This is a genomic window from Candidatus Magnetaquiglobus chichijimensis (assembly GCF_045865675.1).
Classification (GTDB): Bacteria; Pseudomonadota; Magnetococcia; order Magnetococcales; family Magnetaquicoccaceae; genus Magnetaquiglobus; species Magnetaquiglobus chichijimensis.
Genome location: NZ_BAAFGK010000004.1, coordinates 220717 through 243328, shown reverse-complemented (window position 1 = coordinate 243328; position 22612 = coordinate 220717). Strand labels below are relative to the sequence as shown.

The 22612-nt window shown below is 62.5% G+C and carries 17 protein-coding genes; 5 read left to right on the top strand and 12 right to left on the bottom strand.

Annotated features, from left to right (window positions below):
* Positions 1–24 precede the first annotated feature (24 nt).
* On the bottom strand, positions 25–4908 hold the full coding sequence (locus ACOY6C_RS05505; RefSeq protein ID WP_420904492.1) for an invasin domain 3-containing protein: 4884 nt from the start codon (positions 4906–4908) through the stop codon (positions 25–27).
* A 321-nt stretch (positions 4909–5229) separates the two neighbouring features.
* On the opposite strand from ACOY6C_RS05505, the gene ACOY6C_RS05500 reads away from it, so the two are divergent.
* The 4 genes from ACOY6C_RS05500 (at position 5230) to ACOY6C_RS05485 (ending at position 9659) form a co-directional block, all read left to right on the top strand.
* Positions 5230–6531, top strand: a complete 1302-nt coding sequence (locus ACOY6C_RS05500; RefSeq protein ID WP_420904491.1) for an adenylosuccinate synthase — start codon at positions 5230–5232, stop codon at positions 6529–6531.
* 90 nt (positions 6532–6621) lie between these two features.
* Positions 6622–7149 carry an LEA/WHy family protein gene (locus ACOY6C_RS05495; protein WP_420904490.1) on the top strand — a complete coding sequence of 176 codons (528 nt, stop codon included), beginning with the start codon at positions 6622–6624 and terminating at the stop codon, positions 7147–7149.
* A gap of 118 nt (positions 7150–7267) precedes the next feature.
* Positions 7268–8716, top strand: coding sequence for a 23S rRNA (uracil(1939)-C(5))-methyltransferase RlmD (gene rlmD, locus ACOY6C_RS05490; protein WP_420904489.1), 1449 nt, complete (start codon positions 7268–7270; stop codon positions 8714–8716).
* Positions 8717–8828: 112 nt separating this feature from the next.
* Positions 8829–9659, top strand: a complete 831-nt coding sequence (locus tag ACOY6C_RS05485; RefSeq protein WP_420904488.1) for a hypothetical protein — start codon at positions 8829–8831, stop codon at positions 9657–9659.
* Positions 9660–9682: 23 nt separating this feature from the next.
* Here ACOY6C_RS05485 and ACOY6C_RS05480 read toward each other — a convergent pair whose 3' ends face one another.
* Both ACOY6C_RS05480 and prfB read right to left on the bottom strand, forming a co-directional pair.
* Positions 9683–10522 carry a fused MFS/spermidine synthase gene (locus ACOY6C_RS05480; protein ID WP_420904487.1) on the bottom strand — a complete coding sequence of 280 codons (840 nt, stop codon included), beginning with the start codon at positions 10520–10522 and terminating at the stop codon, positions 9683–9685.
* Positions 10523–10600: 78 nt separating this feature from the next.
* A protein-coding gene (gene prfB / locus ACOY6C_RS05475) for a peptide chain release factor 2 (RefSeq protein ID WP_420906085.1) occupies positions 10601–11714 on the bottom strand; the annotation gives its coding sequence in 2 pieces (ribosomal slippage) (positions 10601–11644 and positions 11646–11714; 1113 coding nt in all).
* Positions 11715–11982: 268 nt separating this feature from the next.
* Between prfB and ACOY6C_RS05470 the strand changes: the two genes are divergently transcribed.
* On the top strand, positions 11983–13335 hold the full coding sequence (locus ACOY6C_RS05470) for a class II 3-deoxy-7-phosphoheptulonate synthase (RefSeq protein WP_420904486.1): 1353 nt from the start codon (positions 11983–11985) through the stop codon (positions 13333–13335).
* A gap of 47 nt (positions 13336–13382) precedes the next feature.
* Here ACOY6C_RS05470 and ACOY6C_RS05465 read toward each other — a convergent pair whose 3' ends face one another.
* The 9 genes from ACOY6C_RS05465 to ACOY6C_RS05425 all read right to left on the bottom strand — a co-directional run bounded on the left by ACOY6C_RS05465 (position 13383) and on the right by ACOY6C_RS05425 (position 22603).
* Positions 13383–13547: a hypothetical protein gene (locus ACOY6C_RS05465; protein WP_420904485.1), complete on the bottom strand. Its 165-nt coding sequence runs from the start codon at positions 13545–13547 to the stop codon at positions 13383–13385.
* Positions 13547–13759 carry a hypothetical protein gene (locus ACOY6C_RS05460; protein WP_420904484.1) on the bottom strand — a complete coding sequence of 71 codons (213 nt, stop codon included), beginning with the start codon at positions 13757–13759 and terminating at the stop codon, positions 13547–13549. Before ACOY6C_RS05460 ends, ACOY6C_RS05465 begins: the two co-directional genes overlap by 1 nt.
* Before the next feature lie 56 nt (positions 13760–13815).
* Positions 13816–13968: a hypothetical protein gene (locus tag ACOY6C_RS05455; protein WP_420904483.1), complete on the bottom strand. Its 153-nt coding sequence runs from the start codon at positions 13966–13968 to the stop codon at positions 13816–13818.
* 220 nt (positions 13969–14188) lie between these two features.
* Positions 14189–16000 carry an O-linked N-acetylglucosamine transferase, SPINDLY family protein gene (locus ACOY6C_RS05450; protein ID WP_420904482.1) on the bottom strand — a complete coding sequence of 604 codons (1812 nt, stop codon included), beginning with the start codon at positions 15998–16000 and terminating at the stop codon, positions 14189–14191.
* A gap of 8 nt (positions 16001–16008) precedes the next feature.
* Entirely contained in the window at positions 16009–17091 is a 1083-nt protein-coding gene (locus ACOY6C_RS05445; protein WP_420904481.1) for a TIGR03032 family protein, read from the bottom strand.
* A 471-nt stretch (positions 17092–17562) separates the two neighbouring features.
* The gene (locus ACOY6C_RS05440) at positions 17563–18342 is read right to left on the bottom strand and encodes a DNA adenine methylase (protein WP_420904480.1); all 780 of its coding nucleotides are present in this window, start codon (positions 18340–18342) and stop codon (positions 17563–17565) included.
* Positions 18257–18505 carry a Com family DNA-binding transcriptional regulator gene (locus ACOY6C_RS05435; protein WP_420904479.1) on the bottom strand — a complete coding sequence of 83 codons (249 nt, stop codon included), beginning with the start codon at positions 18503–18505 and terminating at the stop codon, positions 18257–18259. The genes ACOY6C_RS05440 and ACOY6C_RS05435 overlap by 86 nt, the downstream gene beginning before the upstream one ends.
* Positions 18506–18762: 257 nt before the next feature.
* Complete coding sequence (locus ACOY6C_RS05430) at positions 18763–18981, bottom strand: hypothetical protein (protein WP_420904478.1); 219 nt, start codon at positions 18979–18981, stop codon at positions 18763–18765.
* On the bottom strand, positions 18965–22603 hold the full coding sequence (locus ACOY6C_RS05425; RefSeq protein ID WP_420904477.1) for a discoidin domain-containing protein: 3639 nt from the start codon (positions 22601–22603) through the stop codon (positions 18965–18967). The genes ACOY6C_RS05430 and ACOY6C_RS05425 overlap by 17 nt, the downstream gene beginning before the upstream one ends.
* Positions 22604–22612 lie beyond the last annotated feature (9 nt).

The following is a 22612-nucleotide window of genomic DNA, read 5'->3' as shown; positions in this document are numbered from 1 at the left end:
TCTCGAATCCTGGCGAGCCCGCCCTCAATAGACGGAAATGCTGACATTGGTATTCATTCCCGAGCAATAGATGCCTCCGGCATCGTCCGACCGACCGGTGCCGGTCACGACCGCGTAAAAGGTGGCCACGCCGTAGGCATTGGTCAAGGTGCTGCTCGAGGGGCCAGCGGTTCCAAACGTGGGGGTGCCAAAGGCATCGAACGTCACGGACTGAAGCGTGATCGTCACGGTCCCGGTACTGTTGCTGGCACTCGCACAACTGATCGATGCATTCGGCACCTGGATCGACCCATCATCCTCGGTGGTCACGGTGAAATATTGGGAGGTGTTGCCGCCGATGCGCGTCGGCGACACGGTGACATTGGCCGGCAAGAGCGGGGAGTAGCAGAATTTCCCCCTGGTGACCAGGGTGACACCGCTGGCTCCGACATCGTTGACCTCATTGACGCCGGCCACGATCAACACCTGACCGGAGCGGTTCGGAAAACGGGCGTCCTCGACCGTGGTGGTGTTGTAGAGGCCGGTCAGTGCATTGTAGCCAAGACAACCAAGCTGGATGGTCTCGCGATTGGCCGGATAGGTGACCCGGATCGGCGCCACCCCTCCGGTGGTGGAGGTCACGCCGGTGGTCAACAGGGCCGGATCGCAACCGGTCTGGCCGGAGTAGCCGTGAATCGCACCGCCGCGCAGCGAGGCGCCCACGGTATAGCTCAAACCGCTCAGCGTCTGGGAGAAGTTCTGATGGGTGGTCAGGACAGTGGCGGACAAGGGACTGGTGACGAAACGACGCCGATCCTGGGCGGAGTCGATCCGATCGAAGAGCACCTGATCCCCGGTTTGAATGGTGCGACCGATGCCGGAACTGTCGATCAACCGGCTGGTGTTGAAGCTGGCGGCGGCGTCGGTCAGATTGGGAGAGGATGCGCTGATGGCACCGGTGGCGCTTTGGGCCAACACCGCGTCGATCAGGTTCAGGGAGATCACCGTGCCGTCCGGCACCGCGTTGCCGTAGCGGTCGGTGACCAGCGCCGAGCCCTGGCGACAATAGACGCCGCCCCGGCCATAATCCTTCAGATTAACCGCGCCATCCTTGAACGCCTCGGAAATGGCCATGGCATGGGCCGGACCCGACGAGATGGCCACCAGGGAAGAGACCGCGCTGGCCAGCACCGTCGCCCCATCGGTATCCAGCGCCTCGACCAGGAACTCCACCACGCCGGGACGCACCCCGGAGGTCAGGGTGACGTTCGCCGAACCGCCGCGCGAACGGATCAGAATCGCGTTCACGCTGTCTGTGCTCTTGTGGGTCTCCTCGTCGCTCTCCAGGGTGGCGCCTGTCTTGCGGCCAATGCCGGCCACGGTCTCCCCGCCCTGGGGACGGGTTTTCAACGTGACGCGCAGATTGTTGACATGAACCGGATAGTTCAGGCCGAGGCTGCTTTCGTCCAGGGGGTCTCCCACCGCGTCGCGCACCTGAATGGCGACGCCGACGGTTTCGCTCTTGCCCACCCCACGCACGAAAATCTTCTGAGCGCCGGCGGTCATCTGGATCGAACTGGCCTTGCGACCGCTCGAACCGCTCACGCCACCCGACAGACCGATGCGGACGGTGTTGGAAAGTCCGCTGAACTCGTTCAGGGTCAACACCGCGTCGGTGTTGGTCGAGGCGGCCACCAGGGTGAAACCGGCCCGACCGGAAACGGTGGTCGCGGTATTGGCCCCCTGAATGGCGCCGGCGGTGGTCAACAGGGTGACACGCGTCCCATCCGCCACCGGATTGTCGTTGACATCGCGCAGCGACACCGTGACCGTGGCGGTGGCTTTGCCGTCCGCGGGCAGGGTACTGGGATTGACGGTGATCGACGAGTTGGTCGTGGTCGCGGCGCCCGGCGTGAACTGGATGGTTTTGGTGACGATCTTGCCGCCCAGGGTGGCGGTGAGCAGGGTCGTGGCGCTCACGCAGCGCGGGGTCAGGAACAGATTCACGGTTCCCGTGGCATCGGTGAGCCGATCCACCGCGCTGGTCACCGTGGCGGTGGCGCCGCACAGATTGGTCTCACTGCCCAGCGTTCCCTCCGTGGTCGAAAGGCGCAGCAATCCGCCCATCAGGGGATTGTTGCCAGGTGTCTTGGCGGTGACGCGCACCAGGATATGGCTGGAACCATCGGCCCGCACCGCATCGGCGCCCAGATCGATGCTCATGTCCCCGACCCGCGCGGCATCGATGCGGATTTTGGTCTCGCGCAGGGAGTCGATCACCGAGGCCGCGCTGGCCAGGATGGTCCCGGATGGTTTGACGCTGGCGGCGATCAGAACGTCGATCAAACCCTGGGCGCTGGCGTCGAAACCGGCCACCGGAAGCGCGCTCAACGTCACGGATTGCGTGACCAGAGCGCTCCGCTCGGCGGCGGAGATCACGATGGAATCACTGCTGGCGTCCGTGTCCAGGGTCGCGAGGAACCGTTGCAGGTTGATCGCCTTTTGCACCGCGTCGGAATCGGAGGGGTTGACCAGATCGTGAACGTTGATGGTCTGAATGCCGATGGTCGAGGCCGGGGTCATGGTGCCGAGCACCACCCCGCCCACCGAGAAGGTGACCGGCGAGAGCACCGAACCGATGGTGAAGAACTGGAACTTGCCCTCGGAGTCGGTCTCCCCCTCCTGGATCACCCCGTTGAGTTCCGCCTTGTAGTGCAACCCCTGCACGATCGACCCCTGGAACACCCCCGGATAGGTGGGCAGCGAAGCGGTCGGGGTGGCGCTGATCGTGACGCTGGCGGTCAGATACGGGGCTTCGAGGATGGACAGATGCGCCACCCCGGCACTGCCCGGAGCCACCAGGGTGAAGGTGGCCTGCCCGGAGAGGATGGTTTTGCTCGCACCGCCAGAAATCGTGCCCAGATCCGTGGCCAAGGTCACGGTGGTGCCATCGACGAGCGGATTGCCGTAGCCGTCCTTGAGCATGACGGTGATCTGGGAGGTGGATTTCCCATCCGCCGACAGCGTGGAGGGATTGGCCACCAGCGATGAATGGACGTAGGAGAGGGGACCAGGGAGGAATTGGACCGTCTTGGCCACGTTCACCCCACCCGCCGTGGCGGTCACCTGGACCGATCCGGATTGACATCCCGGCGTCAGGGTCACATAGGCAAAACCATCGGCCTGAATCAGTTTGTCCACCAGGCGCACCGGGGTCACGGATCCGGAACAGAGGTTGCCCTCGGTATCCAACGAACCGCCGCTGGTCTCGATGCGGACCAGCGCGCCGGTGATCGAATCATCCGATTGCGCCTTGGCCTTGATCTGAATGCCGACCTTGCTGGCGCCATCCGCCACCACGCCGCCCGTTCCGGTCATGATCTCCAGCGAGACGATGCGCGTCAGATCGACCTGACGCTTGTAGATGCGCAGATTCTCGACCACCGCCGAGGTTTCGAGCAGGGCGCTCCCGGCAGGCAGGGCATTGGCGGCGATCAACGTGTTGATCAAGGTCGTGGCGCTCGGGATGAACTGGGCAACCGGCAACTCGGCCAGATTGATCGAGGCACTCGCCAGGGCGCTCCGCGCCGAGGCCTTGATCAGGATCGCGGTCGGCGTCGCGGATGTGGAGATGGAACTCAGGAATCGTTGAATACCAATCGCCTTGTCCAGGGCATCCACCCCGTCGGCGGGCACCAGATCGTTGACGGTCACGGCGTAATAACCGGAATAGTTCGGCAGGGTCATCGTGCCCAGCGTCACCCCGCCGATCGAGAAGGTGACCGGCGCCACGGTGGAGCCCTCCACCAGATACTGGAACTTCCCCTCGGAGTCGGTCTCCCCTTCCAGGACCGTGCCGCCGAGCTGGCTCTTGTAGTGGACCCCCACCAGGGTATAGCCCTGGAACACGCCGGTGCGCCGGGTGGCGTTGTCCGGAACGGTCGTGGAAGTGAAGGTCACCGTGGCCGAGGCGAGCATGCCGCCAATCGAGGCTGTGACGGTCCCGGTTCCGCTCTGACAGCCGGGCGTCAACAACAGGGTGACGGTGCCGCTGGCGTCGGTCATCCGCTCCACCCGGGTGGTGGGGGTGGTCGCGGAGGCGCACAGATCGGTCTCGCCCCCCAGACTGCCCAGCGTGGTGGTCACGGTGACCAGTCCGCCGCTCAACGCCTTGCTGTCGCTGGTTTTCGCCCTCACCTGAATCAGAAGACGGCTCTTGCCATCCGCCGGCACCGATTCGGCACCCGTGATCAGGGTGACGGAACCGACCCGCGCGGCATCGATGCGGGTCTTGGTCTCCTGGATGTGGCTGGTGACCTCGCTCTCGGGAACCAGGGTGGTGCCCGCCGACAGGGTGCCGTTGCTCACCAGCGTGTTGATCAAGGTGGTGGCGCGGGCGTCGAAATCGCTGCCGGTCAACTCGTTGAGCTTGACGCTCTCGGAGGCCAGCGCGGTGCGTGTGGCCGCGGAAACCCAGATGATGTCGGCGTTCGGAGAGGTGTCCACGCTGGCCAGAAACCGTTGCAGATTGGTCGCCTTGACCCGTGCTTCCCCATCCGAGGCGTTCACCAGGTCGAACACGCTCATGCTGTAGGAACCGGTGGTGATGGGCGTGAGGGTGCCCAGCACCACCCCACCCACGGAAAAGGTCACCGGCGCGATGGTGGCGCCGTCGGAGAGATACTCGAAACGTCCCTGGGCATCGGTCTCCCCCTCCTTGATCACGGTGCCCAGCTGGGTCTTGTAGTGGACACCCACCACGGTCGAACCTTGAAACGTTCCGTAATAGGTGGTCGTCGAGGTGGTGGTCGTGGTGGTTGTGCTCGTCGCGCTCGACGACTTGGAGCCCGAACCACTGCCCCCGCCACCGCAGCCGGTCAGAATGACGCCCAAAAGAGCGATCCCAAGGATTCGCAAACCCATTTTCATCACGCCTTCACCCTCGCCAACCAGAATCAACCCGACACGGAAGAACACCCAAAGACAACGTACCATGGAACGCCCGAAAGGAGGTCCATGGTACGGGGGGGTGAGGGGGGTCTCCCCCCATCATGCAAGTTTGCAAAATTCAGACCGCAATCCCGATTCCAGAAAATATCGCTGCCTTGCCAGAGAGAAGATGCATTTTAACGCTGGCATCCGCGGGAATTTGATGGCATAGTCAAACGTTGGCAGACTGATCGAAACCCGACCGGTCCTTTTGGCTTGTCCCATTCCGCGTAAGATTTTTTATAAAGAGACCAACCGACCATGGCCAATGTCATCATCCTGGGCGCCCAATGGGGCGACGAGGGCAAGGGAAAGATCGTCGATCTTCTCACCGAACAGGCGGACGCCGTGGTCCGCTTTCAGGGCGGACACAACGCCGGGCACACCCTGGTGGTGGATGGCATCAAATATGTCCTGCATCTGATCCCCTCCGGCATCGTGCGCGGCAAGACCTGTCTGATCGGCAACGGCGTGGTGCTGGATCCCAGCGCCCTGATCGCCGAAATCGAAGAGTTGTCCCGTCAGGGGGTGACCATCACCGGCGCGGGCTTCAAGATCTCCGCCCTCACCCAGCTCATCATGCCCTATCACCGCGAACTCGATCTGGCCCGCGAACGCCGCAAGGGCAAAGGCAAAATCGGCACCACGGGACGCGGCATCGGCCCGGCCTACGAAGACAAAATGGCCCGGCGCGGCATCCGCGTCGGCGATCTCTACAACCGGCAACTCTTCGAATCCAAGTTGCAGGACAATCTCGCCTACCACAACTTCGTGCTCGAGAACTTCCACAACGCCGCCACCTTCACCCTCGAGGCGATCCGCGACGACTACCTGCGCATGGCCGATCAACTCGCTCCGTTCATCGATGATGTCAGCCTGATCCTGGCCGATGCCATGGAAGCCGGTCAGTCGATCCTCTTCGAGGGCGCCCAGGGCACCATGCTCGACGTGGACCACGGCACCTACCCCTTCGTGACCTCCTCCTCGACCGTGGCCGGCGGAGCCTGCTCCGGCACCGGGGTCGGTCCCACCCGCATCGATTACGTGCTCGGCGTGGCCAAGGCCTACACCACCCGCGTGGGTAGCGGTCCCTTCCCCACCGAACTCCACGATGCCGTGGGCGAGCATCTCTTCAAGGTGGGGCATGAACTGGGGGCCAGCACCGGACGCGCCCGGCGTTGCGGCTGGTTCGACGCCGTGGTGGTGCGCCACGCGGCGCGCATCAACGGCATCACCGGCCTGGCGCTGACCAAGCTCGACGTGCTCGATGGCCTGCCCACCCTCAAAATCTGCGTGGGCTATCAACGCAACGGTCAAAAACTCACCACCATGCCCTCGGATCCGGGCGTGCTCGAGGCGTGCGAGCCGATCTACGAGGAGATGCCCGGCTGGAACGAATCCACCTCGGGCATCGACCAGGTGGAACAACTCCCCAAGGCCGCCCGCGACTACATCGCCCGACTGGAGCAACTGACCGGCATTCCCGCCGCCATCCTCTCCACCGGTCCGGATCGGGTGCAGACCATCATTCGCGACAACCCGTTCCAACGCGCCAACTCCTGACCTCCCAGGTCGCCATCCCCATCACCCCGTCCGATTCGGGGATGGCGACCTTCCGCATCCACGGTTGAATCAACCTCCTTCGAGGGCAAGGTGGGCAAGGCTTTTTTCCAGATACGCGATTTCGTTCCCCGACTGCTGATCGCCATCGCCGTCGGATGGTGGCTCGCGGCCTGCTCCCCGCTGACGACACTGACCGGGGACAAACCCAAACTGGAAAAACCCTCTTTAAGCGTCGTGGACGTGCAACCGGCGCGCAAAGGCAAACCCGCACTCCTGGAACCACGCCTGCGGGTGCGGGTCAAGGTGGAAAATCCCAACCCGGTCGAGTTGCCCATCGGCGGCATCGAATGTCGCCTCGAAATGCAGGGCATGGATTTCGCCACCGGCAGAACCACCGATTTCTTCGTCATCCCGGCCCATGGCGCCACCGAGTTCGACCTGGAGGTATCCACCGAACTCAACAAGGCGATGAAACAACTCTCCGCGCTGCTGCGCAAAAAAGAACTCTCCGCCGACTACCGGCTCAGCGGTCGCATCCACGTCGAGATCCCCTTCATCGGCGCTGTCCCCTTCGAAAAAAGCGGCACGTTGCAACGCGCGATCCGATGGGATGAGTAATCCCCCTGCCAACCGCCCGGAAAACACGGCACGCCGCAACGCGCGATCCGATGAAATGCGTAATCCCCCTGCCAACCGCCCGGAAAACACGGCACGCCGCAACGCGCGATCCGATGAAATGCGTAATCCCTCTGCCAACCGCCCGGAAAACACGGCACGCCGCAACGCGCGATCCGATGAAATGCGCCCCCCTGCCAACGCCCAGGAACCCGCCAACCGCGCAACGCCGCGCAACACCCCGTCGTGCGCTCCTGCCATCCGGTCAGAATCCCCCCTTGTGGAACTGCTGATCGAAAAGATCGTGCCGGGCGGCATGGGACTGACCCGTCTCCAAGGCCAGGTCGCCTTCGTGGCCGGGGTGATCCCCGGCGACCGCATCCTGGGACGCATCGTCGCCACCCATCGCCATCACCTGATCGTCCAACGGGAAAGCCTCCTGGAATCCGGTCCCGACGCCGCGGATCCGGGCTGCCCCCACGCGGAACGTTGCGGTGGCTGTCAATTGCGACGCCTGGAGCCCAGCCGACAAGAGTCCCTGAAAAGCTCGTTCGTGGAAGAGAGCCTGCGCCGCATCGCCCGCATCGACCCGGAAGGGATCATCCAGCCGCTCCTGCCCGCCGACCGGATCGATGGCTATCGCCGCCGGGCCAGGCTGCATACCCGCTGGAACGGTCAGGAACTGCTGCTGGGCTTCCATGCCCACGCCTCCCATGAGATCGTGGATCTGGTCACCTGCCCGGCCCTCGATCCCCGCCTGAACGCCCTGCTCGCTCCGCTGCGCCGTCTCGGCGCCTCCCTGCGCGCCCGTGACTCCCTCACCGCCTTCGAACCCGTCTGCGGCGATCAGACGGTCGGACTGATCATCGCGCTATCCCGTCCCCCCTCGTCTGCCGATAAGGAGTCCATGCGCGCGTTCGCTCGCCAACAAGGACTCCAGCAACTCTGGATCCGCGTGGGTGGCGCCGCCCCCGCCCCCCTGACGAGAGACGAACCCCTCGCCTATCAGGTCGGAGGATGCGCGATCCGTTTCGAGGCGGATGACTTCGTGCAAGGTCACGCCGAGCAAAACAAACGGCTGGTGGAACTGGCACTGGAGTTGGCCGGAACAGGTGGACGGGCCTGGGATCTCTTCTGCGGGATAGGCAACTTCACCATCCCCCTGGCCGAACGGTTCGACGCCGTGGTGGCCGCGGACCTGCTGCCCGGTTCCCTGCGCCGCTGTGTCGAAAACGGTCGCCTGGCCGGCCTGGAAACACGCATCCAGACCCGCCGCGTGGATCTGTTCCGCGACGAAGGGGTGGACACCCTCCCCTGGGATGGCGCCACACCGGAGGTGATCCTGCTGGACCCGCCCCGCAACGGCGCGGAAAGTGTCTGCCGTCGGGCCGTCGCGACGAAAACGGCACGATTGGTGTATATCTCGTGCGACCCGGCCACCTTTGCCCGCGACGCGGCCACCCTGATCGCCGGCGGATATGGCCTGGAACGGGTTCAACCCATCGACCTGTTCCCACACACCCGCCATGTGGAGCTGGTCGCCCGCTTCACGCACATGACGGATGGATGAATGAGCATTTATGTGAGAAAATCATTTTTACACTTTGAATATTTATTGTTAGAATCATGGTCAATACCGATATGAATAAATCAGAATACCAGTTGGCGACGGGGATGGGACCATGACCGATCTTCCAGGCAAACGCGCGATGTTGGAGAAACAGGCGCAACGAGCACAACAGGCCAAGGCCTCCGAGGAGGCGGAAAAAACGACGCGCGCCGCCCAGGCAAGCGGACAGGCGGTCGCCGGGGCCCCGCCAACCCCCGCGCAGTTGGACGCCATGCAGGATCAGTTGCAGGCCGAGGAGAACATCATCCTGGCCGGCAAACTCGAGCAGCAGCGCAAGAAGCGCGAGCAGGAGCTGCAACGCGGCAAACCCAAGACCATCGAGAAGGTCAATGTCGAGGATCTGAAGTTCACCCGCGAGGAGCGCAAGGTCGAGCTGCCGGAGCGGATTCGCAAGCTGCCCAAGGATCATCCGGTGCGGCTGATGTATGAAAAGGGGTTCAAGGAGAAGGGAATCCGTCTGCCCGGTTCGTCCTACAACGTGAACGCCGACGACACCCTGGATATCAAGGACACCATCCAGACCGTGGTCAAGCCGGCGCTGGTGATCGTGGTGATCATTCTGATATTTTTTGGTCTCTGGAAAGGGGCCCAGAACTATCAGAGCGGTGCTGCGGAGACCCGCCAGGAGATCATGGCGCTGTTGCGGGAAAAACAGTACACCCCGGACCATCCGCGCCTGAAGAAGGAATTTCGCGAGCTTTACTGGAGCAACTGGTTGCCGGATCTACAGAAATTGTTGCGCATGATTCAGTCCATGGGGATCAATCCCGATGCACTGACCGCCAATCCTGAGGCCGGGAGTTATCTGGAGTACATCAAACGGCACAATCTGCCGTTCAACCAGACCGACGCCCTGGAGTGGTATTCGCGCGAGATTCGCTAACGTGCATGATGGGGAGCCCCCGGTCATCCGGGGGCCAAACCCAGCCAGCGTCGCCAGGGAGCGTATTTTTCCAGCCGCCCCATCTCCTCAAGATAGGTCGAGAAATTCATCCCCAGGCGGGCCTCCAGCAACCGGGCCCGTCCGGCCAGACTCCGGCGCCCCTCCCATTCCGGAACACCCGGTCCGGCGAACAGAATCTCGTTGCTGAATCCGGGCACCGAAAGCCCCAGCGTCGCGCGCGGAAACCGACGGATCAGACCCGCCGTCACCCCCTGAAACAGGGGCTGGTCGCTGCGCAACACATTGAGGGTCAACACGCCGCACGCGCTCAACCGCTCCCTTGCGATCTCGAACATCGGCTCGGCATACACCCCGCGCGCCGCCCCGTGTTGATCGAAGGCATCCAGCAGGATCAGATCCCAGGTCGAAAACCGTTCCAGATCCAGAAACCGGGCACCATCCGCGCAGATCACGTTGAGCCGCGCGTCGCTGGGCAGATGGAAATACCGACGCGCCACCACGGGCAGGATGGGATCGTTTTCCACCACATCCATCCGGCAGGCGGGAAAGTGATGCAGGAGAAATTTGGCCAGGGATCCACCGCCCAACCCGACCATCAACACCCGGAACGGTTCATCGCGCGCCGCAGCCTCCAAAAACAGCAAACCGGCCATCATGCGCCGGGTATATCGGAGCACCAGTCGGTTCGGGTCGTCGATGGCCATGCGGCTCTGGGTGAGGTGGCTGTCGAAGGCCAGCAGACGGGAGTGGTCGTCCTGGAGCACCTCGATCATCCGACCGGCGTGCTCACGTCGGTACAACACCCGCATTTCGGGTTCCAGAAGATCGCGACTGGCGCCCATGTCGATGGTTGGCTACCCGGAAGCTGGCGTGATCCGAGGCGATCCCGCGCTTGGGACCGCCTCGGGAGGGAGGCGAAGTCAGGCCGCGGCCCCTTCTCCGATCCGCTGGGAGAGAGCGGCCTTGATGAAGTCGTCCAGATCGCCGTCGAGCACCGCATCCGCAGCCCCCTTTTCGACGCCGGTGCGCAGATCCTTGACCATGCGGTAGGGGTGGAGCACATAGGAACGGATCTGGCGACCCCAGCCGATTTCGCTCTTGGCGTCGTTGATCTGCTTGTTCTCGTCGGCCCGTTTATCGAGTTCGAGCTGATAGAGACGGGCCTTGAGCATGCCCATGGCCTCATCCTTGTTGCGATGTTGCGAGCGACCGTTCTGACACTGCACCACGATGCCGGTGGGGTTGTGGGTGATGCGCACCGCCGAGCTGGTTTTGTTGACGTGCTGTCCCCCCGCGCCGGAGGCGCGATAGGTGTCGATGCGCAGATCCTTCTCCTCGATGGCGATCTCGATGGTGTCGTCGATCTCGGGATAGACATAGACCGAGGTGAACGAGGTATGGCGCCGCGCCGAGGCGTCGAACGGGCTGATGCGCACCAGACGGTGGACGCCGCTTTCGGTTTTCAGATGACCGTAGGCGAACTCCCCCTCGATGCGCAGGGAGACCGACTTGCAACCCGCCTCGTCGCCGGGCTGGTAGTCGTTCATTTCCACCTTGAAGCCGTGGGATTCGCACCAGCGCAGATACATGCGCAGCAGCATCTCGGCCCAGTCCTGGGACTCGGTGCCCCCGGCGCCGGGATGGATCTCCAGGAAGGCGTTGTTGATGTCGGCCTCGCCCGACAGCATGCGCGCCAACTCGAGCGCCTCGACGCGCGCGAGCATGGCCACCGCCTGGTTTGTCACGTCGGCCAGGAGATCCTCCTCCCGCTCCTCCACGGCCATGGCGTGCAACTCCCGGGCATCCCGCAGCTCCTGGACCAGATGGTCCCATTCGCCGATGGTCTTTTCCAGGAGGCTTTTTTCACGCATCACCTCGCGGGCCCGATCGGGCTGATTCCACAGCGAGGGATCCTCGGTGAAAGAGATCAGCTCCTCCAGCCGTTTCTTGCCGTGATCGTAGTTAAAGATGCCCCCTCAGGAGATCGAGTTTCTCCTGTATGGCATCGAAATGGCGTTGAACGTTCTCTTCCATGGTGGTGCGACGAAACTCCCCGACAAGGTTGGACCCCAATCAAATCAGTCTATTCTAGCCCATCTCCTACCGGTTCGTCACCCTTTAAGTGCAAGGCGCGCCGAAAAACGGTCCATCACCCCCCCGCATGGGAACCATCCACAAACAAAACCGATCCAAATCATCATTCTCCCTGTATCCGGGAGCGATTCTACGCTAAACTCTTCGTTTTCCGTTTTGAATCGGCTCTCATGGCCAATAAAAATTCTCAAAGCAAGGAATCATCACCGTGTCCGACTGGCATCCCTACTCCTGGAGAACCTTTCCCGCCCTCCAACAGCCCGATTGGCCCAGCCCCGAAGCCCTGGCGGCCACCTGCAAAAACCTCACCCGCTATCCGCCCCTGGTCTTCGCCGGCGAAGTGCGCTCCCTGAAAGAGCACCTGGCCAAGGTCGCGCTCGGCGAAGCCTTCCTGCTGCAAGGCGGCGACTGCGCCGAATCCTTCAACGACTTCACCGCCAACTCCATCCGCGACAAACTCCGGGTGCTGTTGCAAATGGCGGTCATCCTCACCCACGGCATCGCCAAACCGGTGATCAAGGTGGGGCGCATCGCCGGCCAGTTCGCCAAACCCCGCTCCAGCCCCATGGAAACGCAAAACGGCGTCTCCCTGCCGAGCTTCCGCGGCGAATCGGTCAACGATCCGGCCTTCACCGAAGAGGCCCGCGTCCCGGATCCGTTACGTCTGGAACGGGCCTATTTCCAGTCCGCCAGCACCCTCAACCTGTTGCGCGCCTTCACCCATGGCGGTTTCGCCAACCTGCACCGCGTCCACACCTGGAACCAGGACTTCGTGGCCAACAGCCCGCAAGGCCAACGCTACGCCCACCTGGCCGACGAGTTGACCAACACCCTCGACTTCATGCGCGCCATCGGCCTGAACTCCATGAACAGCCCGATGCTCAAGGAGGTCGAATACTTCACCAGCCACGAAGCCCTGCTGCTCGAATACGAAGCGTCCCTCACCCGTCAGGACTCCCTGACCGGGGATTACTACGACTGTTCGGCCCACATGATCTGGATCGGCGAGCGCACCCGGCAGCCGGATGGCGCCCATGTGGAGTTCCTGCGCGGAGTAAAGAATCCGTTGGGGGTCAAAATCGGTCCCAAGGCATCGGTGGACGATCTGTTGCGCCTGTGCGACAAGCTCAGCCCGGACAACGAACCGGGTCGCCTCACCTTCATCGGACGCTTCGGCCACGATCAAATCGCCAAGGCCTTCCCGCCCCTGGTGCAGGGCATCATCAAGGAGGGGCGCACCATCGTCTGGAGCTGCGATCCGATGCACGGCAACACCTACTCAGCCCCGAGCGGACACAAAACCCGCGCGCTGGATCATATCGTCGGGGAGTTGCGGCAGTTCTTCGAAATCCTTCAGGCCGAAAACGTCTGGCCCGGCGGGGTCCATTTCGAATTGACCGGGGACAACGTGACCGAATGCGTGGGCGGCTCCCACGACATCCGCGAAGAGCATCTGATCGAACGCTACGAAACCACCTGCGATCCGCGCCTCAACGCGGCCCAGAGTCTGGATGTCGCGTTTCTGGTCGCCGAGGCGTTGCGTTCGTTTCAGTCCAAATAACGAGTCTGGATGTCGCGTTATCTGGTCGCCGAGGCGTTGCGTTCGTTTCAGTCCAAATAACCTGCGGGTTGGGGGGAGAACCCCTCCCCCCGACCGCACACCTTCCTTGCCGCGACGCCACGGCAATCGACCAGCCGACCCGCGCCGACCGGACGCAGACCCCTGCCCCCCTTGGGAAACAACCGTCCGCCCACCGGCGTCGCGCAGATCATCACGACTCGTTCCCAGCCATGGAGCAATCCATGTGGATCCAGCCGGTAAAACCGGTCATGCCGCTGATTCCCAGCCCCAATCCGAACGACCAATCCCGCGCGGCGGTCTCCGGCACGCTGCCACGCCGGATCGTGCGACGCGCAAAGCCGCGCGCGATCAAACCATTGCCAAACGGTCCCTTGCCGGTGGGACGCATCTCGATCGTGGTCATTGCTTTTCTCCAGGTTGCTTGTATGTATTGAGTGATCGTTTGCGACGGGGCGCCGATCATCCATGGGATGACCAGATCTCGATCGCCAGCAACGCAATGAGCATCAGACTCGTGGCGATCAACCCCCAGAACATCAGCCCGGACAGATCCCGTTCCAGCGCGTCGGCGCGATGCTCGACAGGAAACGTGGGTTCTCCGCGACTTTTCATCCTCATTCTTGACCCTCGAAAGATCGGGTTCTTCATGAACTGGCGGCGCGCTGTTCAATCGCGCCAGTCGCACCATGGGCAGGCAGGTTAATGACATGCAAACCATCTGCCAACATGCATTAACCGGGCGAGTCAGGTTATCGCGCGAGCATTATCCGGAAAAATCAAACGAATGAAACAGGTTTGGACCGGGCATATCCATCCTTGTGCCATTCATCCGTCACCGGGCGTCAAACGCCACCTCACCGTGCGGACCGACACGCAGCGGCGCGGGCGTCAAGCCGGCGTCATGGCGGGCCTGGATGGCCAGGAAAGCGGTCTCCAGCTTGCGGGCGAAGGCCGCGCCCGAAAAAAGTTCGGCCCCGGATACCGCGTGACGCAAGCGGGCGCGCGCCTGCTCCCGCCCCTCCCGATCCAGGGCCAGCTCCAGGGCGATCCGCCCGTACTGGCGCAGATCGGCGGCGATCCACTCCGGAAACCCCAAGACGGTGAGCAGACTGGCTCCGACCCGACCGGCAAAGGTGGCGCCGCGCAGGGTGACCACCGGGCAGCCGGCCCACAGGGCATCGCTGGCGGTGGTGTGGGCGTTGCAGGGCAAGGTATCCAGAAACAGGTCGGCCAGGCGGTAACGGGCCAGATGTTGGGCATGGGGCAGCGGGGGTGCGAAGATCAACCGGCCCGGATCCATGCCGATGCGGGCGACCATGCCGCGCACATGGCGTTGCGCCTCGGCATTGAAGGCCAAAAGCCACAGACAACTCCCCGGCACGGCGCGCAGCAGTTCCAGCCAGAGCCCGAAAAAGTCCGGGGTGATCTTGACCGTCTGGTTGAAGCAGCAGAAGACCACCCCTTCTTCCGGCAGGCCATGGGCGCGGCGTGTGCCAATCGTTGCATCGATGCGGCGCTGACTGTCGTTGACCTGATAGCTTCCGGCCAGCCAGATCGGTTGTTCGGCGAAGAACGGGCGGTGGTATTCGGGCAGCACCACCTGGTCCGCCACCACGTAATCGATGAAATCCCCGCCCATGGTGCCCGGATAGCCGAGATAGGCCACCTGGAGCGGGGCCGGACGCAACGCCATGACGCAGGGACGGGCATCGCGGGTATAGCCCTTGAGATCCACCAGGATATCGATCCGGTCGTCCGCGATCCGTTGGGCAAGGGTGGCGTCATCGAGGATGGCGCAGTCGCGGAAGGTTTCGATGTTGTTCACCAGATCGCGCCGGACCGCCGAACCATCGTCCGGACCATACGAATAGCCGAAGATCCGGAACCGGGTCCGATCGTGGGAGGCGAAGAGTTCACGGGCCAGCACTGCGGTGGCGTGCTGGTGGAAATCCCCGGAGAGATACCCCACCCGAATGCGCCGTTCCCCAGTCGCGACCCGCATCGGACGGCGCACCGGCGGCATGGCCCGGGTCTGTTCGACGACGCGAGCGGCGAAACGGTCTGCGCAGAGTCGCATCTCCCCCGGATCCCGACAGAAGAAGAGAAACGAAAAGGGATTGATCTCGGCCTGATCGCGGCGCATCTGTTCGACCAGCCGCATGATCAGCGGATCGAGTTCCGACCAGTCGCACACCTGTTGTTTCTGGTGGATCAGGTGCATCAACGCCTGGGTGTGATCGGGGTCGGCCTCGAGCGCGCGACGCAGGGCATGGATCGCCTCATGGACCACCCCCAGACGCACCAGGGCGATGCCGAGGTTGGTCCAGGCCAGATGGTGGGTGGGATCGATCTCCACGCAGCGCCGGTAGGCCTCCACCGAGGCGGCGAAATCGCGCCGGTCCGAAAGAATGATGCCGAGATGGTTCCATGCCTCGGCGTGATGGGGTGCGAGACGGATGGCGCGTCGGCAGACGGTTTCGGCCTCGGTGTGGCGGCGGAGTTGATTCAGGGCGATGGCCAGGTTGGCGAGCACCCTGGCATCGTGCGGATTGTCGGCGAGCAGCCGTTGGTAGGCTCCCACCGCCTGTTCCAGCCGCCCGGCCCGATGGTGGGACAGGGCGGCTTGCAAGAGAGTCGCGGCCATGCGCGGTTTCAGGCGCGCATGAGATCGGGGTTCAGGTCCGCCACCTTGAGGATATGGTGGATCTCGCGGCTGCGGAACCCCAGGGCCATGGGGCGCGTCTGGTTGGAGACCGCCACCACATCATAAAGTTCGTCCACCACCCCTTCGACGGTCAGGGTATGGGTGGCGGCACCGCTCTTGAGATCCACGATCTGGATGCCGCAACGGGGTGCGACTTTTTCGCGTTCCAGGCGGGCATGGAACGGCAGATCGTTGAAAGAGCGGTTTTCGCGTGCCTTGGACATGCCCACCACCGCGTAGTTGCCGACCAGGGAGAGTCCGCGCAGGAAGCCGGGGCAGAACGCCACCGGTTCGAAGCGTTCGCTTTTGGGGTCCACGAAGCCCAGCTCGCCGCTTCCCGCGTTCAGCAGCCACACCTTGCCCTGATGGACGCGGGGAGAATGGGGCATGGAGAGTCCGGTACAGATCACCTCGTCGTTCCACATATCCATCACCACCCCGCCGCCGACGCGGTGTTCGCGCCACCCTTCCACCACGTCGGTGCGACTGACCATGGTGACATAGCGCGGGCGTCCCTGATCGAGGGCCAGGCCGTTGATATGACATCGGTCTTCGGCCACCAGTCGGGAGATGAACGGTGGTTTCCAGATCGGCACGAAGCTGTCGTTTTCGCCGGTGGTGGCCACGCAGTTGAACAGGGTCACCACGAAAACCGCCCGTCCATCCGGCAGGATGGCGATGTCGTGGATATCCACATCCCCGGTGGTATGGCCGGTCATGGGCACGTAGAGGGCGTCGTATCCGTCGTGGGTTTGGCCCGTTTCGAGGATATCCGTAAAGCGCCAGAGTTGAAACCGCGAGGCGAGCCACAGGGTTCGTCCCCGTTGGGCCACTCCCATGCAGCGGTCGAAGGTGCGTTCGAACACCGACATCGAGCCATCGGGTTTCAGACCAATAAAAAAAATCTTGCTCGCCTGATAGGTGGTGAAGATCAGGCTGACCCGTTCCTGTTCCAGCCAGCGGGTGAACAGACGTGAGCCATCGATGCGCAGGAGCGGTTCCGGGGTGGTGGATGGGTTGGATTCTTCCATGATGGGATCCTGAGTTGAACAAACTGCCGGGGTCCAGGGGCCAATGGCCCCTGGTGGGATCCAAGGGCAAAGCCCTTGGTGGGATCCAAGGGCAAAGCCCTGGGACTTTGATTTTGACTTTCGCGCGCTTTTCACGATAAGCGATTTTTCGCGCTTTTTGCGAAAAATCGCGCAAGCGCGCGGGTCTCATGTGCCGTGCTTCGTTGCCGGTTTTGGGCAACGAAGCACGGCGAATTGCTCACCGTCCGATAGCCGCCTTCGGCGGCCTGTTGTGGGCCATGTTCGCGGGAACGTTTCGCAAAATGAAGCGCGGCGCGATAAATTGCGCCCAAAATGCGAGATAATTGCACGCCTCATCTTGTCGCGCATGGTGCAACAAAATCACACCACGTGCAACACTGACCGACAGGCTGTCTGACACCGGGTCAGTCCAGTGCCAGACAGCCCATCCTCCTTATCCTCTCTTCGTCATCAATAGTTCCGAATCAATAGCTCCTTTGCGACTGGGCGCGGGCCGGTGGTGCAGGAGTAGCGGGTCGTCACCGGGGTGATCTGGAACGCCCCGAAGATTCCCCGAATCTCCGGAGTGTCGTTGAGGCTCATGAGGAACTTGCCACGGATGCCGGCCAATTGGGAAGCGAGCGCGTTGAAATCCTCCCGCGTGAAAATGCCTTTCCCGTAGTAGTCCTCGCAACCGTGGTATGGAGGATCGATGTAGAAGAACGTACCCGCCCGATCATAACGACGGATCAGATCCCCATACGGCAGATGCTCGATCATGACACGGCTCAAGCGTGTGTGCGCCAGCTCGACCTCGCGCCGGACCTTGAAAGGATCCAGGCTTGACGGCATGATCGCCGATGTCCCCAGCGTGCGTCTCCCGGTCATGCGTCCGCCGAAGCACAACTTGTGGAGGTAATAGAACCTCACCGCCCGCTGGATGTCCGTCAGCGTATTCGGCGGCGTTTCGAGAAACCGCTCGAACTCCTCCCGGCTCGTCAGGGCCCACTGTAACGTCTCGACAAACGCCTCCCAATGGAACCGGACGATCCGGTACAAATTCACCACGTCGCTGTTGATATCGTTGATCACCTCGCAATCGGAGCGAGGTTTGCGGAACAAAATCCAGGCCGCACCGGCAAACGGTTCCGCATAGCACTGATGGTCAGGAATGAGGGGGACAATGGTTCGTGAAAGCAGATACTTTCCGCCCGTCCAACCGGCAAGCGGGCTTTTGATCGGTATGTTCATTTTTGCTACCTGACGACAACGCTCTCTGGCGTTCTGTCTGGCGCGGTTCTTGACCACTGAAATGGTTAAGGGTTTTACATTTTGGACATTTGATCTCAACGCGCGTTCCCGCACCCTTGGCCAACAAACGCCCACACTGGCCACATCTCAACTCTTCCAACATCGGATACCTTTCTGTACTCTTTATCCCGCCGCGCGTGCGGTGCGGGACGGCCAAAAATGGCCAGTTGGTCGTGCAGGATTCTACCCTGCGGCTTGGGGTGTGTCATCACCCCGGCCCCCGCTTATTGCTTCCCAGCAATCACACAGACAACCCAAACAATCTTTCCGCGCAAGAATTCCTGAAAGCATTTGCAGTGGCTATTCCTTACAAGCCACTACCACGAGTTCAACCGACTGCATAGGCGCATCGTTCTTACCTCACACATAAAACACCCGCTCCAGCCCTCGGTTCATCTTGATCGCCCGCCCATCCCGAATCACCACCCCATCGCCCACCACCAGATCACCCTCGGGCGCGGCCTCGATCAGGCCTTGGTTGGTGGCCACGCGGACCACGGTGCCGCGCAGGGCGACGATGCGGCCCGGCGTCTGTTGCGTCGGGGTGAGGATGGATCGCAGATCATCGAGCAGTGACATGGCGCACCAGATCAAGGGTGGTGATGGGGGAATCATCGATGGTGTGGCGCACCGACTTGATCTTGGCGCGCCACGGGATGCCGAGGGCGGTGTCCTGCACCTCGATCAACTGGCCGGGAAGAAGATCGGCGTTGAAGAGCGTGTCCACCGTCACATCCTGGAGAGCTTCGCCCGCATCGATCACGGCACGCCCTCGCTCGCGGCGGGCATCGACGTGGGAGGCGAGCGGTTCCAGGATGTCATCACCAGGATGTGTGCCGTCGCCGCGCAAGGCGGTGATCTCGCCGGCAGAACGCGCATCGCCATCCGTGGCAGTGGCTTTGAAGACGACCGGGAATTGCACCTCTCCGGCCAGGACTCGGGGCGCCTGGAAGCGCCATGACAAGGCACGCCGTGACACCTTTACCCGCGCCACCGACAGGCCGGAACGGGCCGCCGTGACGGTGAGGCCGTCGGCATTCAGGGTGATGGCGCCCAGATCCGCACCCAGCCAGTGCCAGGAGTCAAGCGAAATGACCTGTCCCGGCAGGGTGACCGTCGCTTTGTCGATAAAAACCAGATCCACCGTCTCTTGCCACTCCTGCACCTCACCCGGCCAAAGATTGCCTGCCGAGGCGGTCAATGTGACGTTGCCCACCTCCAGACCGGCATGCACCAGCAGATGGACCTGCGCACCTGGATAGAGATTCGGCGAACCCCAATTCAGACCTCTCTCACGACTGTCCGGCTCGATGGAGAGTCTGCCCGATTCGCTCGGTTGCCAGTCGCGTACCACCACGCGGTCCACGCGGGCAAGATGCCGATAGGACTCCTGGATGGAGAGGATGAGATCCTCGGTCAGAATGTGATCCGGAGTGGCCGCCGTCCAATCCGGCACCCGGACCGGGAATCTGTGCCGGGCGATGAGTCTGCCATCCGGCAGGGTTTCGATCATGCCACCGGCAGCCCCTGCGATGGCCTCGGCGATGGCCATGGGCGCGGCTTTGTCAAACGCGATCCGGCCCGGCGGAATCGGCCAGTCGAGCAAGGACCACTCGATTGCGCCCACGGCGGATTCAGCGGCCTCACGGGCGGTCATGATGGAGTCCGGGGTCATGGAGACGAGTGTGGCGCGTGGGGCCGCTTTGATGGCCGAGGTGCTGACCAGCGATACAGTCAAACCCAAGGAATCGGCGCCGCGCGTCACCGAACGGCTGTCCACCAACAGGGCAAAGCCGGTCTCGCCCAGCATCAGCGTGACCGGATCATCCACGCGCAACGCCTGAAAGTCGGCAAGCGTGGTGATGGTGGCCGATCCGGACCAGCCATATTCGCCTTCCGCGATGCCGATTTCAGCGGATACAACTTCGATGCGCTGCTGGCCGTGCAGAATGCAGGGATCGATCGAAGGGATCACGGCGGGCCGGTCGGAGACGATCAACCGGTACGGGGTATCCAGGGCCATTCCGGCGCGGTTGTGGTCGAGGATCTGAAACGGTGTTGAAAGGCCGTTCACGGCATCGACGGCATAACCGTAAACCGTAACAAGTCCGGTGGATGCCATCCGCATGAACGAGAAGGGCGTTTTGAGTGCGCGACCAGCACCGAAATATTGCGGCTGCACGAGGGCAGCGGCGGTGAAGACCCCGTAGCGGGTACGCAAGGCGGCGCCGGTCACCGGGAGCAGAAAGACCAGAGGCTCGACGGCAAAGCTTTTGGTGATCAGCGGGTTTTCATTCTCGCCCTCGGGTTCCGGCCACTCTGTGTACGGATCGACCTCCCAGGATTGGAGGATCCACCATTCCAGGCCGTCGTCGGAGTATTGCAGGCTGAACGCCGCCGGGGCGCCGCCCGGATCGCGCACCGTGATGGCCATTTCGGCAACCGTGGCCGCACGGCCTTCACCCAGATCCCAACCGATCGAAAGCGGCTCCCACTCCGACACTCCAAGCTGACCACCAACCTCGCCGGTCCAGTCTGAATCGGAGTCCGGACCGATCTCCTCATCAAAGGCCTTGGCTGCGAAGTCGGCATGCTGGCTGGCAAACGCGCTCCCGGAAACGCAAAATGATGGACCATCCGTCACGCTACGCCATTCCAGCCTGGCCAGATCGATATAACCGTAATCTCCCATGCTGGAGGCGGTCATGAACAGCCGCCAGAAGCGATGCGCCGGATTGACGGTGCGGGCGAGCAGATAGGCGGTCTTGAGGGCAGCGCCGGAGATCCGGCCATCATCGATGGTCAAAAGCTTCTCGGCATAATCCTCCCAGTCGCGCGCGGTCAGACCGGACCAGCTTTTCAGATCGCTCCAGAGAGTACCATCGTCCGAGAATTGCAGACTGAAAGCGGACGGTGCGCGACTGGCCTCAAACGGCGTGATGAGCAGTTCGACGACCTCCAAGGCCACACCCTCGCCAAGATCATACGAGACCCAGAGATCCCCGTCATAGGAGAGCCCGTACCAGCCGTAGCCCTCAAAAAGCCAGCTGGCATCATCGGGATTGTGGCTTGCGTCAGCCGTGCCGTTGATGCAAATCGTCTGCCCTTCCACCACGGCGCGCAACTGCAGGCCGATCAGGATGACCTCGTTGACAAAGGGGCGGGTCGAGGCGGTGATGTAAAGACGCCAGAAACGGTGCTGCGTGGTTGGCTCGCCGCCAATGCGGTAGACCGCCTCAATCCCGGCACGGGCATACTGGATTGGTCCGGTAGCCATAACCTTGGCCTGATACGCGGTCCACTCCTCAACCCCGAGATTCTGCCACGCCTTTTTGATGTGCCACACCTCGCCATCGTCGGAGTATTGCAGGCTGAAAGCGTTGGGTGTGTGGGTGATCTCGTTGGATGGGGTGTAGGCGATCTCCGCGACAGCCGAAGCGTTGCCCTCGCCCAGATCGCAACCGATCCAAACGGGATTTTTGCAATCATTCTCATCGATGCCCCCCCAGCCCGACATCGGATTGTCGTCAAACGCGTAGGCGATATCTGACTCCGGATAACCGATCAGGCTGCTACCCTCGCAGATCGATGGTCCGTCCTGGATCGCCCGGAATTCGATCTGGTTGGCGATGGGATAGTTGGACTCGCCGGTACACCAGCTGCCAGCCCACCCCAGGGCATTGGATTGGGTGATAAAAAGCCGCCAGAAACGGTGCGGGCCAGGGTCGGCATGGTTGTAGTCAAAGGGTGTGCTGACCCCGGCTGCCGCAGTCATCGTCCAATAAACAGAGAAGACCGCCTGGCTCCAGAAAAAATTCTCGCTGAGCGCGGTCCAGGATTTGAGCGTGGTCCAGGTCAAGCCGTCGTCGGAGTGTTGCAGGCTGAAGCTGCTCGGGGCCGAGTAGCCCGAGGCCAGAATGGCGATCTCCTCGACTGAAGCGGAGTTGCCGGACCCAAGATCATAGCCAATCCAGGCCGGCGCATCGGTCCCGATCAAATACCACGAGGTCGTGTCGCTGCCGTCGAAGGCATGGGCTGCCGGATGCGATGCCTCCGCACCGCTGGCCATGGCGCTCCCGCCCGTGCAGATGGAGGGTCCGCCGATGATCGCCCGGAATTCGATCGCCTGGATCAGCAGGATATTCTGGCTTGAGTTCTGCGACCGGGTGACATACAGCCGCCAGAAACGGTGTGCGCTCATACCTGTTCC